Annotated in this window: 15 protein-coding genes; 10 read left to right on the forward strand and 5 right to left on the reverse strand. The window is 68.7% G+C overall.

All coding sequences use genetic code 11. The annotated features are described in order from the left end of the window. The first annotated feature begins 36 nt into the window (after nt 1-36). The 4 genes from GYB83_RS01135 to GYB83_RS01150 are packed head-to-tail and all read left to right on the forward strand — an operon-like array spanning nt 37 to nt 3,948. Nucleotides 37-1,293 (forward strand): glycosyltransferase family 4 protein, encoded by a 1,257-nt coding sequence (locus GYB83_RS01135; protein ID WP_161893897.1) that lies wholly within the window; start codon nt 37-39, stop codon nt 1,291-1,293. Continuing rightward, on the forward strand, nt 1,287-2,000 hold the full coding sequence (locus GYB83_RS01140) for a class I SAM-dependent methyltransferase (protein ID WP_161893736.1): 714 nt from the start codon (nt 1,287-1,289) through the stop codon (nt 1,998-2,000). Before GYB83_RS01135 ends, GYB83_RS01140 begins: the two co-directional genes overlap by 7 nt. Before the next feature lie 4 nt (nt 2,001-2,004). Next, a complete protein-coding gene (locus GYB83_RS01145; protein ID WP_161893737.1) occupies nt 2,005-3,063 on the forward strand; it encodes a glucosidase family protein in 1,059 nt (352 codons plus the stop codon). Nucleotides 3,064-3,108: 45 nt separating this feature from the next. Further along, nucleotides 3,109-3,948 carry an LLM class F420-dependent oxidoreductase gene (locus GYB83_RS01150; protein ID WP_161893738.1) on the forward strand — a complete coding sequence of 280 codons (840 nt, stop codon included), beginning with the start codon at nt 3,109-3,111 and terminating at the stop codon, nt 3,946-3,948. Between the two features lie 25 nt (nt 3,949-3,973). Here the strand turns inward: GYB83_RS01150 and GYB83_RS01155 are convergent, their stop codons facing one another. Next, the gene (locus GYB83_RS01155) at nt 3,974-4,630 is read right to left on the reverse strand and encodes a class I SAM-dependent methyltransferase (RefSeq protein WP_161893739.1); all 657 of its coding nucleotides are present in this window, start codon (nt 4,628-4,630) and stop codon (nt 3,974-3,976) included. A gap of 45 nt (nt 4,631-4,675) precedes the next feature. Between GYB83_RS01155 and GYB83_RS01160 the strand changes: the two genes are divergently transcribed. Next, nucleotides 4,676-5,644 (forward strand): NADPH:quinone oxidoreductase family protein, encoded by a 969-nt coding sequence (locus GYB83_RS01160; RefSeq protein ID WP_161893740.1) that lies wholly within the window; start codon nt 4,676-4,678, stop codon nt 5,642-5,644. A 1-nt stretch (nt 5,645) separates the two neighbouring features. Here GYB83_RS01160 and GYB83_RS01165 read toward each other — a convergent pair whose 3' ends face one another. Further along, nucleotides 5,646-6,290, reverse strand: coding sequence for a hypothetical protein (locus GYB83_RS01165; protein WP_161893741.1), 645 nt, complete (start codon nt 6,288-6,290; stop codon nt 5,646-5,648). A gap of 227 nt (nt 6,291-6,517) precedes the next feature. Between GYB83_RS01165 and GYB83_RS01170 the strand changes: the two genes are divergently transcribed. From GYB83_RS01170 to GYB83_RS01180, 3 genes are read left to right on the forward strand one after another with little or no spacing between them, the layout of a single operon-like run. Beyond that, nucleotides 6,518-7,762: an ABC transporter substrate-binding protein gene (locus GYB83_RS01170; protein ID WP_161893742.1), complete on the forward strand. Its 1,245-nt coding sequence runs from the start codon at nt 6,518-6,520 to the stop codon at nt 7,760-7,762. Between the two features lie 59 nt (nt 7,763-7,821). Continuing rightward, a complete protein-coding gene (locus GYB83_RS01175) occupies nt 7,822-10,542 on the forward strand; it encodes a branched-chain amino acid ABC transporter permease/ATP-binding protein (protein WP_161893743.1) in 2,721 nt (906 codons plus the stop codon). Beyond that, nucleotides 10,542-11,279 (forward strand): ABC transporter ATP-binding protein, encoded by a 738-nt coding sequence (locus GYB83_RS01180; protein WP_161893898.1) that lies wholly within the window; start codon nt 10,542-10,544, stop codon nt 11,277-11,279. Before GYB83_RS01175 ends, GYB83_RS01180 begins: the two co-directional genes overlap by 1 nt. A gap of 22 nt (nt 11,280-11,301) precedes the next feature. Here GYB83_RS01180 and GYB83_RS01185 read toward each other — a convergent pair whose 3' ends face one another. The 3 genes from GYB83_RS01185 to GYB83_RS01195 are packed head-to-tail and all read right to left on the reverse strand — an operon-like array spanning nt 11,302 to nt 13,828. Then, nucleotides 11,302-11,862: a hypothetical protein gene (locus GYB83_RS01185; RefSeq protein ID WP_161893744.1), complete on the reverse strand. Its 561-nt coding sequence runs from the start codon at nt 11,860-11,862 to the stop codon at nt 11,302-11,304. Between the two features lie 26 nt (nt 11,863-11,888). Continuing rightward, on the reverse strand, nt 11,889-12,872 hold the full coding sequence (locus GYB83_RS01190; RefSeq protein WP_228461127.1) for a TIGR03617 family F420-dependent LLM class oxidoreductase: 984 nt from the start codon (nt 12,870-12,872) through the stop codon (nt 11,889-11,891). 41 nt (nt 12,873-12,913) lie between these two features. Continuing rightward, the gene (locus tag GYB83_RS01195; RefSeq protein WP_228461114.1) at nt 12,914-13,828 is read right to left on the reverse strand and encodes an amidohydrolase family protein; all 915 of its coding nucleotides are present in this window, start codon (nt 13,826-13,828) and stop codon (nt 12,914-12,916) included. A gap of 143 nt (nt 13,829-13,971) precedes the next feature. Between GYB83_RS01195 and GYB83_RS01200 the strand changes: the two genes are divergently transcribed. Continuing rightward, nucleotides 13,972-14,637 (forward strand): GAP family protein, encoded by a 666-nt coding sequence (locus GYB83_RS01200; protein ID WP_161893747.1) that lies wholly within the window; start codon nt 13,972-13,974, stop codon nt 14,635-14,637. A gap of 11 nt (nt 14,638-14,648) precedes the next feature. After that, nucleotides 14,649-15,494, forward strand: a complete 846-nt coding sequence (locus GYB83_RS01205; protein WP_186349689.1) for a formylglycine-generating enzyme family protein — start codon at nt 14,649-14,651, stop codon at nt 15,492-15,494. Nucleotides 15,495-15,512: the final 18 nt, after the last annotated feature.

The following is a 15,512-nucleotide window of genomic DNA, read 5'->3' on the forward strand; positions in this document are numbered from 1 at the left end:
GGCGGCGCTCGACGGGCCGGAGAACCCGACGGGGCGCTGCGGATCGCACTGCTGTCGTACCGGAGCAAGGCGCACTGCGGGGGACAGGGCGTCTACGTCCGTCACCTGTCGCGTGAGCTCGCGATGCTCGGACACGACGTCGAGATCTTCTCGGGCCAGCCGTATCCGGAGCTCGATCAGTCGGCGATCGACGCCGGGGTGACCCTCACGAAGGTCCCCAGCCTCGACCTGTACGGGGAGCCCGATCCGTTCCGGACGCCGAGGCTGCGCGAGTTCCGCGACTGGATCGACTGGATCGAGGTGGCCGCCATGTGGACTGCCGCCTTCGGCGAACCGCTGACGTTCAGCCTCCGTGCCGCACGGTTGCTGCGATCGCGGCGTGCCGACTTCGACGTCGTCCACGACAACCAGTGCCTCGGCTACGGGCTGCTGTCGATCAAACGGGCGGGATTCCCGCTGGTCGCGACGATTCACCACCCGATCACGCAGGATCGTGCGCTCGCCGTCCGCGCCGCGAACGGGCTGAAGAAGATCAGCGCGTGGCGCTGGCATTCGTTCCTCGCGATGCAGGGCCGCGTCGCCCGCCGGATACCGTCGCTGCTGACCGTGTCGAAGAGCAGCGATGAGGACATCCGTCGGGCGTTCAAGGTGTCCGACGGCGCCATCGCCACCATCCCGCTCGGCGTCGACACCGACGTCTTCGCGCCGCGCGGCGAACGTGTACCGGGGCGGATCGTGTGCGTCGCGAGCGCCGACGCGCCGCTCAAGGGCGTGTCGTACCTGCTCGAAGCGGTCGCCAAGGTCGCGGCCGAACGGCACGTCGAACTGACGCTGGTGTCCAAGCTCGACCCCGACGGTCCGTCGGCGCGCCTCATCGACGACCTCGCGATCGCCGACAAGGTGACCGTCGTGTCCGGGGTGGACGACGACGAGCTCGCCGCACTGCTCGCGAGCGCCGAGATCGCGTGCGTGCCGTCGCTGTACGAGGGCTTCTCGCTGCCCGCCGTCGAGCACATGAGCTGCGGGACGGCCCTTGTCGCGACCCGTGCGGGTGCGATCCCCGAGGTGGTCGGTCGGAACGAGGAGGCCGCGATCCTCGTCGAACCGCGCGACGCGGGCGCATTGGCGCAGGCGTTCGTCCGCCTCCTCGACGACCCGGACCTGCGCGCTCGTCTCGGTGACGGGGGCCGCTCGCGGGTCAGTGCACAGTTCAGCTGGTCGGCCGTCGCGGCCGCCACCGCCGAGCGCTACCGCGCGGCGATCCGATCAACCGAGGGAGCACACGAATGCTGACCGTCGACTTCGACCGCCTCAACGTGGGCCCCGGCGTCCGCGCGATCGACATCGGCGCAGGTCAGGGTCGTCACTCGTATGAGATGTTGCGGCGCGGAGCCGATGTGACCGCGTTCGACCAGAACGCGAAGGACATGTCCGACGTCTCCGACATGTTCGGGGCTCTCGTCGCCGCCGGGGAGGTCCCCGAGTCCGGAAACGCGACGACACGCGTCGGAGACGCCCTCGGATTGCCGTACGACGACGCGTCGTTCGACGTGGTGCTGATGTCGGAGATCCTCGAGCACATCCCGAACGACGAGGCCGCGATCGCCGAGATGGTGCGCATCCTCAAGCCCGGCGGACTCGCCGCCGTCACGGTGCCGCGGTTCTGGCCGGAGAAGGTGTGCTGGGCGCTGTCGGACGAGTACCACGAGGTGGAGGGCGGTCACGTCCGGATCTACCGGGAGTCGGAACTGGCGTCGAAGCTCCGATCGGCGGGCCTCGAGGTGACCGGAAGCGGGCACGCGCACGCCCTGCATGCGCCGTACTGGTGGCTCAAATGCGCAGTCGGCGTCGACAACGATGAGAACCCGCTCGTTCGCGGCTATCACAAGATGCTGGTGTGGGACATGATGAGCAAGCCGTGGGTCACGCGCGTCGGCGAACAACTGCTCAACCCCATCGTCGGCAAGTCGGTCGCCATCTACCTGCGCAAACCAGCCTGAGACGATGGCGATCCCCCACATCGACGGCGTTCTGGACGCGCGTGCCGTGCGCGCGACCGGGGCCGCGATCGCGCGGATGCAGGAGTCGTCGGGCGCCCTGCCGTGGTTCCCCGGTGGCAAGACCGACCCGTGGGATCACGTCGAATCGGCGATGGCGTTGTCGGCCACCGGGTTCCGCGGCGAAGCCGAGGCCGCGTACGAATGGTCGCGGCGGACGCAACGAGCCGACGGGTCGTGGCCGATGGAACTGCGCGACGGCGTCGTCGTCGACCCGGGCGTGGACAGCAACTTCTGCGCCTACATCGCGGTCGGTGTCTGGCACCACTTCCTGATCGTCGACGACGCGGCGTTCCTTCGCCGAATGTGGCCGACGGTCCGGTCGGCGCTCGACCGCACGTTGGTGTTCGCCCGCGACGACGGGGCCTTCCGCTGGGCCGCCGACTTCCGGACCGGCGCGATGTTCGAGAACGTGCTGATCACCGGCAACGCCAGCATCCATTCGGCGCTGCGCTGCGGTGTGGAGATCGCCTCGATCCTCGACGAGCCCGCCGAGCGCTGGCTGCGGGCCGCGGACCGCCTGGCCGACCTGTTCGACCGCTGGCGTCGAGACCGGTCGGTTCTCGACCCGGCGTCCACTCACTCGATGGACTGGTACTATCCGGTGCTCGGCGGCGTGGTCCGTGGCGACGCCGGTCGGGACCTGATCGACTCGCGGTGGTCGGATTTTGTCGTCGACGGTCTCGGTGCGCGGTGCGTCGACGACCATCCGTGGGTGACAGGCGCGGAGACGTGTGAGTTGGCGCTGGCTGTCGAAGCGATCGGCGACACCGACCGTGCGGCGGCGCTCGTGGAGTCGATCCAGCATCTGCGGGACGACGACGGGTCGTACTGGACCGGTCTGGTGTTCTCCGACGGCAAACGCTGGCCGGTGGAACAGAGCTGCTGGACGTCGGCCGCGGTGGTGCTCGCCGCGGACGCGATCAGCGGGGCGACGCCCGCGGGCGGCATCTTCCGCGACATCGCTCTGGGGGCTGTCGTCTCCGCTTCGCGGAGGCTAGACTGAGCGTATTGGACAGCTGTCCAGTCTTGCGTCTAGTCAGGAGTATCCGTGGACTTCGGAATCGTGCAGTTCACCAGCGACCTCGGTCTGCGCCCGCACGAGCTCGCCCCGCTCGTCGAAGAGGCCGGTTTCGCCGCCTACTACGTTCCCGAGCACAGTCACATCCCGACCAAACGCGAGGCCGCGCACCCGAGGACCGGCGACGACACGCTTCCCGACGAGCGCTACACCCGTACCCTCGATCCGTGGACGTCCCTCGCATCGGCGGCGGCGGTCACCTCGCGCATCGAACTGTCGACGGCCGTGTGCCTGCCGGTGCAGTCCGACCCGTTGACGCTCGCCAAGACCCTCGCCACGCTCGATCACATCTCCGACGGCCGATTGTCGATCGGCGTCGGCTTCGGCTGGAATCTCGACGAACTCGCCGACCATCACGTTCCGGCGGGACGTCGTCGGACGATGCTCCGTGAGTACCTCGAGGCCATGCGCGCCCTCTGGACGCAGGACGAGGCCGAGTATCACGGCGAGTTCGTCGAGTTCGGCCCGAGCTGGGCGTACCCCAAGCCGTCGAAGCCGATCGCGGTGACGGTCGGGGCGGCGGGCACCGAGAAGAACTTCAAGTGGATCGCGCGCAGCGCCGACGGCTGGATCACGACGCCGGGCGAGACCGACATCGACGAGTCGGTCCGGCTGCTCCAGAAGATCTGGGCCGACGCCGGTCGTGAGGACCGACCGCAGGTGGTGGCCCTCGACATGCGTCCCGACGCGGAGCGCCTCGCCCGCTGGCGTGACCTCGGCGTTACCCGAGTCCTCTACGGCCTCCCCGACAAGGACGCCGACACGGCCCGCGCCTACCTCGCGAAACTGGCGGCCAAACTCTCCCTCTGACCTCCCGACCGGGGCTGACTGCGGGCTACGACCGCACGAGGACGCGGAGGGAGCCGTGGACGGCGACTTCGGCGAACGCGCCGGAGTCGAGGGCCTGGCGGTAGATCTCGTACGGCGGACGACCGCCGTCGGCGGGATCGGGGAAGACGTCGTGGATCAGCAGCGCGCCGCCCGGGCGCACCCAGCGCGCCCAGCCGTCGTAGTCGTTCTGCGCTGCCTCCATCGAGTGGCCGCCGTCGATGAACACGAAGTCGACGGCGCGACCCCACACGCGGGAGGCCGCAGTCGACGGCGCGATCAACGCCAGGACGGTCTGCTCCAACCCCGCGTCGAACATGGTCCGACGGAACCGCGCCGCGGTGTCGAGGAGACCCGCATGCGGATCGACGAGCCCGGTGTCGTGATACTCCCACCCCGGCTGATGCTCCTCCGATCCGCGATGGTGATCGACGGTGACGATCAGTGCGCCGTGACGTTCCGCGGCGTCGCCCAGATACACCGTGGACTTGCCGCAGTACGTGCCGATCTCGACCCCTAGGCCGACCGAATCAGGTTGTGAGAGATAGTGATCCGCGACGGAATGCAGGGCGTCTGCCTCATCGTGGGGCATGAATCCGGGGGCGGCGTCGGCGACGGTGAGACGTTCGTCGGGCAGAGCCGACGGGCGTGTGGGCGAAGACATGGATCGATCGTACGGGTGGCGCGGATTACAGCTACGGTGAAACCCATGAAGGCTCAAGTGATCGTCAGCGAGACCGGCCCCGGCGGCCTCGAACTCCAGGAACTCCCCGCACCGCAGGCGAGTCCCGGCCAGTACCTGATCGACGTCCGATCGTGCGGCGTGTGCTTCCCGGACCTGCTGATGAGTCAGGGCAAGTATCAGTTGCGTCCACCGCTGCCGTTCACGCCGGGCACCGAGGTCGCGGGCGTGGTGGCGTCGGCGCCCGACGGCGGGGCTTACAGCGTCGGCGACCGCGTGGTCGTCGCATCCATGCTCGGCGGCTTCGGCGAACAGATCACCGTCGTCGAACAGCAGTTGTTCCCGCTCCCTGACGCCCTGACCTTCGACGAGGGCGCCGCACTCGGCATCAACTTCCAGACGGCGCTGTTCGCGCTCAAGCTCCGCGCACAGACCGCGCCCGGCGAAGTCGTGGCCGTCCTCGGTTCGGCCGGCGGCGTCGGTGTCGCATCGATCCTCGTCGCGAAGGCCATGGGCGCCAAGGTGATCGCCGTCGTCCACCGCACCGGGCAAGAGGAGATGCTCCGGGGACTCGGCGCCGACGAGGTGGTCCAGCTCGACGACGGCTGGAAGGACAAGGTCCTCGAACTGTCCGACGGCGGCGTCGACGTGCTCATCGACCCGGTCGGCGGCGAGGTGTTCGACGAGGCCCTCCGCACCGTCGGACCCGACGGTCGCTACGTCGTCATCGGATTCGCCGCGGGCGGCATCCCGACCGTGAAACTGAACCGTGTGCTGTTCCGCAACATAGCCGTCGTCGGCGCGGCCTGGGGCGAGTACATCCGCACCCATCCGGACGTTCCAGGACTGCTGCACGACGAACTCGTCGAGATGATCGACGCGGGCATGCGCCCGCCGGTGAACCACCTCTACGCTCTCGAAGACCTCCCGGCCGCCCTCACCGACCTCGCCGAAGGCCGCGTCAAGGGCAAGGCCGTCGTCCGAGTGTCGGAGTAGATCAGGGCGTCAGATCCAGGCGCTTCCACGCGTGGTCGCGGTACGGCGAGTCGTTGCCGGTGAGCCAGCCGTGCATCGCGCTCGCGACGTGGGCGGCGGTCGGGACCTCGGTCGCGAAGTGCCTGTCGGCGGATCCCGCCCGATATTCGAGTGCGAACACGTCGTCGGCGTCCCGACGGCTCTGCATGTACGTGTTCAGAGCGGTTTCGACGATGACGAAGTCGTCGACGGCCATGCGTGAGACGAAGAAGTCGACCGACTCCGGGCTGAGCACGTCGAATGTGCCGTCACGGTGTGTCGTCATGCGGGCCGGAATCGCGCGGCGCGGGTCGAGCAGCAGACCGTTCTGCGGATCGTAGACGGCGAACCCCGCGGCGAACGCCAACGGCACGACGGCGTCGCGCGCTTCCTGGATCGACGAGTAGGGAGACGGGACGAACACGCAGTCGCCCTCGGCGTCGATCGGTGCGACGGACAGGAAGCCGTCCTCGCCGGAGCGCTCGGACGCGGTGCTCACCGCGTCGGCCAACCGCTGTGCGTGCGGATCGTTCGACGTGTCGGTGTCGAGCGTCGCCGAGCCATGCGCGTACGCGGCCTCGGGAGTGGGGCAGCGGTCGGCCGGGATCAGCCAGAGGTCGTAGCTCACGTCCTCGACTGTATCGGGCGTCGTGGCGACGGGCGTGAGCGTCGAATTCGTGCCAATCGGATCATCGGATCTGTCCAGAAAGCGCATAACGATCGGTGTGTGACTGTCGTCACGCTAGGGTCCGATCTCAAGTCGAACGGACCGCGCGAATGCGACGTCGTCGTCGACTTCCTGGCTGGTGAGAAACGTTCTCGCCGCAGGTCGACTCCCACCCGAAGGGACACCGAATGCACTCTCCCCGCAGATTCCGTCGAGCTTTTCGGACCGCGGCCGTCCTCGGCGCGACCGGCGCACTTCTCGCAGGCGGCCTCACCGCCTGCTCGTCCGACTCGGACGACAGCGCAGCCAGCAGCGGGCCGACCGTCGAACTGACCGAGAAGGCGGCCACCGGTGAGGCGATCAAGATCGGCGTGATCAGTTCCGAAGGCGGCCCGGTGTCGGCTCCGGCGCCGCGTGAGGCGGCCGAGGCCGCCGTCCGATACCTGAACGACAATGCGGGCGGCGTCAACGGGCACAAGATCGACCTGGTGGTCTGCAAGCAGCACGAGGAGGCCGCTTCCGCGACGGCCTGTGCCAACGAGATGGTCGAGAAGAAGGTCGCCGCGGTGATCAGTCCCTTCAGCTCGATGGGCGCCGTCATCGGGCCGATCATCGTCGGAGCGAAGATTCCGTACATCTCGCAGGCCCCGGTGTCGGCGATCGAATACGGGCTGCCCGGCGCGTACATGCTCTCCGGCGGCGGCTACGCGGTGCTCGCCGGTCAGGCGGCGCACGCGGCCAAGAACAAGTACAAGAAGGTCACCGTGATCATCGGCGACACCGGCGACGCGGCCGCGTCGATCGGCAAGCTCGGCGGCGCGATCTTCAAGCAGGTCGGCGTCGAGTTCAAGGTCGTGACCGTTCCGACGTCCACCGCGGACGTGGTGCCGGTCATCACCGCCGGACTGGCCGACAAGCCGGACGCGGTGTCGATCCTCGGTGACGCCAAACAGTGCAGCACCGCCATCAAGGCGCTCCAGACCGTCGCGCCCGACATCAAGAAGTACCTGATCACCAGCTGCCTCGACTCCAACGTCACGGACGCCACCGGCGAAGACGCGATCGAAGGCTCGGTCGCGTTCACGACGGTGAACCCGATGACCGACGATCCGACCGTCAACCTGTTCCGCAGCGTGCTCGCGAAGTACTCGCCGTCCACCGACATCCGTGGTCTCGCGTACCTCGGGTACCAGCCGATCATGTCGATCGCCGAGGCGGGCAAGGCCCTCCCGGCAGGGCCCGTCACCGCCGAACAGATCCACGCGGCGCTGAAGGGCGCCAAGGATCTCCCGGTCCCGGCGGCACCCGGCCTGACCTTCACATGTGACGGCAAGCAGGTTCCGCAGATGCCGACCCTGTGCGGAAAGTCGATCCTCGTGAGCGACATCGGGGCCGACTTGGCGTTCGAGAACACCGTCGTAGAGAACAAGTAAGCATCGTGAACTCCGGGGGTTGCAGTTGATGCGGCCCCCGGATTCATGTGAGGGAGCCCATGACTTCTCATCTCGCCAACTTCGTCCTCGGACTCGGCAACGGCGCCGTGTACGCGGCGCTCGGTCTCGCCCTGGTGATGACCTTCAAGAGCTCCGGGGTGGTCAACTTCGCCACCGGAGCCGTCGCCCTGTACGCCGCGTACACGTACGCGTTCCTGCGGAAGGGTGAACTGCTCGTCCCCATCCCGGGGCTGGAACCGACAGTCGACGTCGGTGGCAAATGGGGTGTCGTTCCCGCCTTCATCGTGGCGGTGCTCCTCGCGGGGCTCCTCGGAGTCCTCCTCTACGTGGCGGTCTTCCGGCCGATGAGGAATGCGCCGGTCCTCGCAAAGGCCGTCGCGGCGATCGGCATCATGCTGGTCCTGCAGTCGTTGTTGAACATTCAGGTCGGTGAGAACGCTCCGTCGGTGAAGCCGATCTTCCCCGAAGGGACGTTCTCCATCGGCGACGCCGTGGTCCCGACCGATCGGATGTGGCTGACCGCCGTCATCGTCGGGCTGGGCGTGGTCTCGGGCCTGGTCCTCAAGTACACCCGCTTCGGCATCGCGACCGAAGCGGCGGCCGAGTCGGAGAAGGGTGCGCTCGTCACCGGGCTCTCGCCGGATCGGATCGCCGTCACCAACTGGGGACTGTCGTCGATGACAGCGGCGGTCGGCGGTGTCGTGATCTCCCCGATCGTGCCGCTCAGTCCGATCGCGTACACGATGTTCATCGTCCCGGCGCTCGCGGCCGCGCTCGTCGGGAACTTCACCAGCGTCGCCGTCACCGTCGGTGCGGGGCTCGCGATCGGCATGCTGTCGTCCGAAGCCACCTACCTGCAGGTGACGATCGACGCGATGCCGGACGCGGGCGTCGCCGAAGCGGTGCCGCTCCTCTTGATCGTGGTGTTCCTGCTCGTGCGCGGTGAGCCGATGCCGGGCCGCGGCGCCGTGATTCGAAGCGACCTCGGCCGTGCTCCTCGCCCCGATCGGATCGTGGTCCCGGCCGTCGTCGGCGGCGCGATCATGCTCGTCGCGCTGCTGCTGACCGAGGGCAGCGTGCGGCTCGCCCTCGTCATGTCGATGATTCTGGCCGTCGTCGCGCTCTCCCAGGTCGTCATCACCGGATACGCGGGCCAGGTGTCGCTCGCCCAGTTGACCCTCGCGGGTGCCAGCGCGTTTGCGCTCAACCGGTTCAGTGAGGACCTCGGGGTGCCGTTCCCCATCGCACCGATACTCTCGGCCCTGGTCGCGGCCGCCATCGGCGTGATCGTCGGGCTGCCCGCGCTGCGGGTGCGGGGACTGCCGCTGATGGTCGCCACGCTCGCCCTGGCGGTGTTCCTCGAGGCGTTCTGGTTCCGCAATCCGTCGCTCAACGGAGGAATGGCCGGCGCGCCGGTCCGAACGCCGACCCTCTTCGGCATGGATCTCGGGATCGGTGTCGGTGAAGGCGCCCCGAAGACGGGATTCAGCGTCCTGTGCCTCATCGTCCTCGTCGGCGTCGCCGTCGGTGTCGCGCTCCTACGTCGGAGCAGGCTCGGTGCAGCGATGCTCGCCGTCCGCGCGAACGAGCGATCGGCGGCGGCGATCGGAATCAACGTCGGTGCGACCAAACTCGCCGCGTTCGGGATCTCGTCGTTCATCGTCGGACTCGGCGGCGCGCTGATCGCCTATCAGCAGAACAATCTCGCCAACCCGGCGTCCTTCTCGGCGCTCGGAGGCATCGGTCTCTTCGCAGTCGTCTACATCGCGGGAGTCACGTCGCTGACCGGCGGACTGCTCGCGGGCTTCCTCGGCACGGGCGGACTCGTCTTCTACCTCGTCGACAGGTATCTCTCCCTCGACGATTGGTACATGCTGATCAGCGGGGTCCTCCTCGTTGTGACGGTGATCGTCAACCCGGACGGCATCGCCGGTGCACTGGGGCGGATCAGGCTTCCCGGGTGGCTGACGAAGTCGACCGGGGTGCCGATTCCCGCGGCAGCTCCGACGCCGCGTCCTTCCGGCGACCACACGATCGGCGAACCGCTGCTCACCGTCACAGACGTCGGGGTGTCGTACGGTTCGGTGCAGGCCGTCGACGGTGTGACATTCGAGGTCCGGGAGGGTGAGATCGTCGGATTGATCGGCCCGAACGGCGCGGGAAAGACCACCCTCGTCGACGCGATCAGCGGTTTCGCACCGTCGAGCGGACACGTCGAACTCGGCGGCGTCCGTCTCACCGGCTTGGTTCCGCACCGGCGTGGCCGCGCCGGCCTCGGACGGACGTTCCAGGACATCGAACTGTACGACGAACTCTCCGTGTCCGAGAACGTCTACGTCGCGGCGCCGCGGGCGGGAGCCGCCGACGCCGTCGCACGCACGCTTGCACTGTTGGAGATCACCGAGCTGGCCGATCGGCCGGCGGCGGATCTGTCTCAAGGGCAACGACAGCTCGTGTCCGTCGCGCGTGTGCTCGTCGCGTCGCCGCGTGTCGCACTGCTCGACGAGCCGGCCGCCGGGCTGGACAGCACGGAGAGCCGTTGGCTCGGCGAACGGCTGTCCGCGGTCCGGGCCGACGGCGGTTCGATGCTGCTGATCGACCACGACATGGACCTCGTCCTGTCACTGTGCGATCGGATCATCGTGCTCGATCTCGGTCGGGTGATCGCCTCCGGAACGCCGGACGAGATCCGCACCGACGAGCGTGTGGTGCAGGCATATCTGGGCGCCCCGGCCGGCGCCGACCAGGAGGCTCGGTGATGACGGTGTTGGCGTGTGACGATCTCGACTGCGGGTACTTCCAGGACAACCCGTGTGTGCGCGGCGTCGACCTGGCGGTCGACGAAGGCCAGGTGATCGCGCTCCTCGGGCCGAACGGTGCGGGTAAGACGACTCTGCTGGAAACTCTCGCCGGACTGGTCCCGCGGATCGGCGGCACGGTCTCGGTCAAGGGGACTCCGGTGAAGTCCGGAGACGCGAGGCGCGCGGTGCGAGCGGGGATGGTGCTGGTACCCGATGATCGAGCCCTCTTCAAGAACCTCACCACCGAGCAGAACCTTGCGCTCGCGATCCCGCAACGAACGATCGGCGGCCTGGTGTCGAACCGGCGGAGCGTCGCAGAGGGAGTGGCTCAGACCGTGAGCCGATTCCCGGCGCTGGAGAAGCGACTCAAGGTGAAAGCCGGTCAGTTGTCGGGTGGCGAACAACAGATGCTCGCCATTTCGCGCGCGTTGCTGCAGCGCCCGAACGTCCTGCTGATCGACGAGTTGAGCATGGGCCTGGCACCGGTGATCGTCGAATCTATTCTTCCGGTGCTGCGTGAGGTCGCCGCGTCGGACGGCACCGCGGTGATCCTCGTCGAGCAGCACGTCCGGCTCGCCCTCGACGTGGCCGACCGGGCGCTCGTCCTCGTCCACGGCGACATCGTCATCGACGAGTCCGCGGCATCGTTGGCAGCGGATCCGGGGCGCTTGGAGAAGGCGTACCTCGGCGGCTGAGGTCGGGCGGCGCGGCTGCTGGTCACCAGAACTGGTACCAGGCGAGATGGTCGGGGTGCAGTCCGGTCGTGTACAGCAGGCCACGGCGACCGCGGTAGGCGGTGACGGGGGTGCCGATCCGGTATCGGGCTATGAGCGCGTTCACATCGTCGCGGTCGCGGGCGTTGAAGCTGAACCGACGGGTCAGCGTCACCTGCTCCCGTGACTTCAGTGCCGGGTCGGTGGGGTCGGCGGCGAACCGGATCGTGATCGACACGATCACGATGTCGGCGCCCCGAGGGTTCGGGCGGAACGTGTTCGAGACGTCGACCACGGTCCCGTCCCGGCGGTCCCCGACAGCGACGATCCGTCGTCGCAGCAGAGCCACGCCGCTCCGCACCAGTCGTCTGTAACCCCAGAGCCCGACGGTCCCGCAGACGAATCCGACGAGCACCATCGCGTTGCCGCTGAACGAATACGTGGCGGCCAGCGACAGGCCGAAGCAGGCGATCGCGACGACGGGCATGCCGATCACGTAGGCGACGGCGGCGCAGACGGCGGGCCATCGGTGCTCGGCGGAGCGCATCGGTGCGGTACGCGACATGGGGTCGACCGTACGCCGGCGACGGGTCAGCGATCGCGGTCGCGCACCGCTCGGGCCAGTCGGGCGAGGATGGCGGGATCGGCCGAGTACGGGGTGTTGAAGCCCAGCCGGTCCACATAGGGGCCGTAGCGTCGGAGCAGTTCCGCCGCGCCGTCGCGCGGATCGTCGACGGTGACGGCGATCGAGTCGACGAGTTCGTCTGGGACCTGTCGACCCATCGCCTGCCAGTCTCCCGACTTCGACATCGCGTGGAGCATCGGATGCAGGTCCGCGAACCCGACCGACGCGAGGATCGGCTGATACGCGGGTGTCGACGCGTAGAAGGCGATCTGCGTCCGGACCGCTGCCCGAGCCGCCGCCGTCTCCTGGGCCGTGTCGCCGATGATCACCATCGCCGAATGGTGGACGGCCGTGCGCCCCCTGCCCGACGACTCGGCCCCCTGCGCCAACGACGGGAGAGTCGTGTCGCGGAGGAACTCGGGTGTGCACAGCGGGTGAGAGAGGAAGCCGTCCGCCACCCGTCCCGCGACGCGTGTCATCGCAGGACCGACCCCGGCCAGCCACACCGGCGGCGGCCCGAAGCCGTCGACTTCGGACGGGCTCGGGCGGAACAGCGGCGGCATCAACGTGTGCTGATAGAAGTCGCCGCGATGGTCGAGCCGCCCACCGGTCGTCCACGAGTCCCAGATGGCGCGAACCGCCGACACCATGTCGAGCATCCGGTCGGCCGGTCGACTCCACGGCATCGAGTACCGACGGGTTATGTGCGGCCGGATCTGAGTGCCGAGGCCGAGAATGAAGCGCCCCCGCGAGTACGCCTGAAGGTCCCATCCGAGTGTCGCCAGCAGCAGCGGATTGCGGCCGAACGCGACCGCGATCGACGTCCCGAGCATCACCCGATCGGTGTGCTCGGCGGCCAACAGGAGTGGAAGGAACGGGTCGTGTGCTCCCTCGAATGTCCAGACGGCGTCGTACCCGGACTCCTCTGCGCCGGCCGCGGCCGCACCCATCTCCGCCAGCGGGCATGCGATGGTGGTGTCGATCAGCACCGTCACACCGGCCGCACGTCGAAGAGGCGGGCGGCGTTGTCGTGCAGGACGCCGCGGACCCAGTCGTCGCCGAGGTCGAGGCGGACGATCGCATCCAGTGCGTGGCGGTAGCCGTACGGGATGTTCGGGAAGTCGCTGCCGAAGAGGATCTTGTGCCCCAGCGCCGTCAGTCGCGGCATCAACGTCCGCGGGTACGGTGCGCCTTCCTCGGAGAAGTCGGTGAACGACATCGTCGTGTCCAGGCGGACGTTCTCGTACTGCTCCGCGAGGTCGAGGAACTGCACGTATTCCGGCGTGCCCATGTGCGCGACGATCAGCGGGAGGGTCGGGAAGCGCGACAGCAGCGTCCGGATCGGTTCGGGGCCCGTGTGCCTGCCGGGTGCGGGACCCGATCCGCAGTGGATGACGACGGGGATCTGCGCGTCGTCGACGAGGCCCCACACGTCGTCGAGCATCGGGTCGAGCGGCGAGTAGTCGCCCACCTGGATGTGCGACTTGAACACTCGCGTGCCCGCGTCCACCGCGGCGGAGACGTATGCGCCGGCGCCGGGTTCGGGATAGAACGTCGACGTGTGCAGGCAGTCGGGGTGCGTCGCCGCGAACTCGACGGCCCACGAGTTCAACCACTGTGCCATCGCGGGCTTGTGCGGATAGATCATCGACGAGTACGCGAGGACCCCGAACGAACGGAGCGCGTCGACGCGGGCCTCCTCGTTTGCGCGGTAGGTGATCGGCCAGTCGCGACCCAGCATGGGGCCGGCCGAGTCGAAGTACGCCCACACCTTGTCCATCACGCGACCGGGCATGAAATGCGTGTGGACGTCGATGATGCCGGGGAGACCCAGCCGCTGCCACATGTCCCGGACGGCGTCGACTTCGGCGGGGGAGAACGGGGCGATGTCGCGATCGTCACACATGAGACCGACGCTACCCATCACGGACCTCCGGCGGGTCGCCGGGTCGGATCCTCCGCGCCGACCACCGTGCCCCACATCCGGACGTCCACGGTGGGATACGATCGCCCTCCACCGGACCGACGACTGTGCTGGAGGGACTGCCGATGGGCGCGATGATCGTCGACGTGCTGCCCGCGGCCGTCGGAGTCGCGACGTCGCCCGTGCTGTTGATCGCGGTCGTCCTCGTCCTGTTGAGCGAGCGGGCGCGGCCCGCGAGCATCGCGTTCGCCGCGGGCTCGGTCGGGACGATCGCGACGATCACCGGTGCCGCCGCAGTCCTCGGCGGGGCCGCCGACCCGGACGCGTCGTCGCCGATGTTCATGTACTGGGTCAAACTGCTCGGCGGTGCGGTGCTCGTGGTGTTCGGCATCCGGCGCTGGCGCGGCAGGCACGAGTCGACGGAACAGCCCGCATGGATGGCCTCGCTCGCCCACACGACCCCGGCGAAGGCCCTGCTGGCCGGGATCGTCGTGACGGCGGCCAACCCGAAGCACCTGGTGTTCTTCGTGGCCGCCGGAGTGGGCATCGGAGCAGCGGGCCTCGGTGCCGCCCGGGAGTCGCTGGGCGTCGCGGTCTTCGTGCTCCTCGCCGGGTCGTCGATGCTCCTCCTGGTCTTCGGGTGCTTGATCGCCCCGGCGTGGGCCGCGCCCCGCCTCGTCGCGGTCCGCACGTGGCTCGAGCACCACACCGCCGCCCTGATCGCGGTGATCCTGATCGTCCTCGGCGTGATCCTCGTCGGTCAGGGACTCGGCGGGCTGGTGTCCCGATGACGGTCGACGCCATGACCCGAATCGACGGCGGCGAGTTCGACATGGGATCGGACGACTTCTTCCCGGAGGAACGGCCCGTCCACCGCAGGAGGGTCGACGGGTTCTGGATCGACACGACGCCGGTCACCGTCGCCGAGTTCGCTGAGTTCGTCGACGCCACCGGGTACGTGAGCGTCGCGGAACGACCCATCGACCCGGCCCGGTATCCGGGCGTCGACCCCGCGCTTCTCGTCCCCGGCGGCCTCGTGTTCGTGCGACCCGATCGGCCGGTCCCCCTCGACGACTGGAGCCGCTGGTGGGCGTACCGTCCGGGCGCCCGGTGGCGGCGCGACGGGGCCGGCGATCACCCGGTGACGCAGATCGCCTTCGAGGACGCGCAGGCCTTCGCGACCTGGGCGGGCAAGTCGTTGCCGACCGAGGCCGAGTGGGAGTTCGCCGCGCGCGGCGGAACGGTCGGGACCGTCTACGCGTGGGGCGACGACGTCGCACCCGACGGCCGCCGCATGGCGAACACGTGGGTCGGCAGGTTCCCGAGCGAGTTCATCCCCGGCGACGGGCAGCACGCCGAACCCGGCACGACTCCGGTCGGGACGTACCCGCCGAACGGATACGGCCTGTCCGACATGATCGGGAACGTGTGGGAGTGGACCGTCGACGAATATCGCGACCGACACGTGTCGTCGTGCTGCGGGCCGTCGTCGCCGATGTCCGACGGCGTCGTCCGCCGCGTCATCAAGGGCGGCTCGCACCTGTGCGCCCCGAACTACTGCCTCCGCTACCGGCCCGCCGCCCGTCAGTCGCAGGACGACGACACGTCCACCTCGCACATCGGGTTCCGCTGCGTCGTCCGCGACTGAGTACCAGCGATTGTCACG

Source organism: Gordonia spumicola (genome assembly GCF_009932475.1).
Classification (GTDB): Bacteria; Actinomycetota; Actinomycetes; order Mycobacteriales; family Mycobacteriaceae; genus Gordonia; species Gordonia spumicola.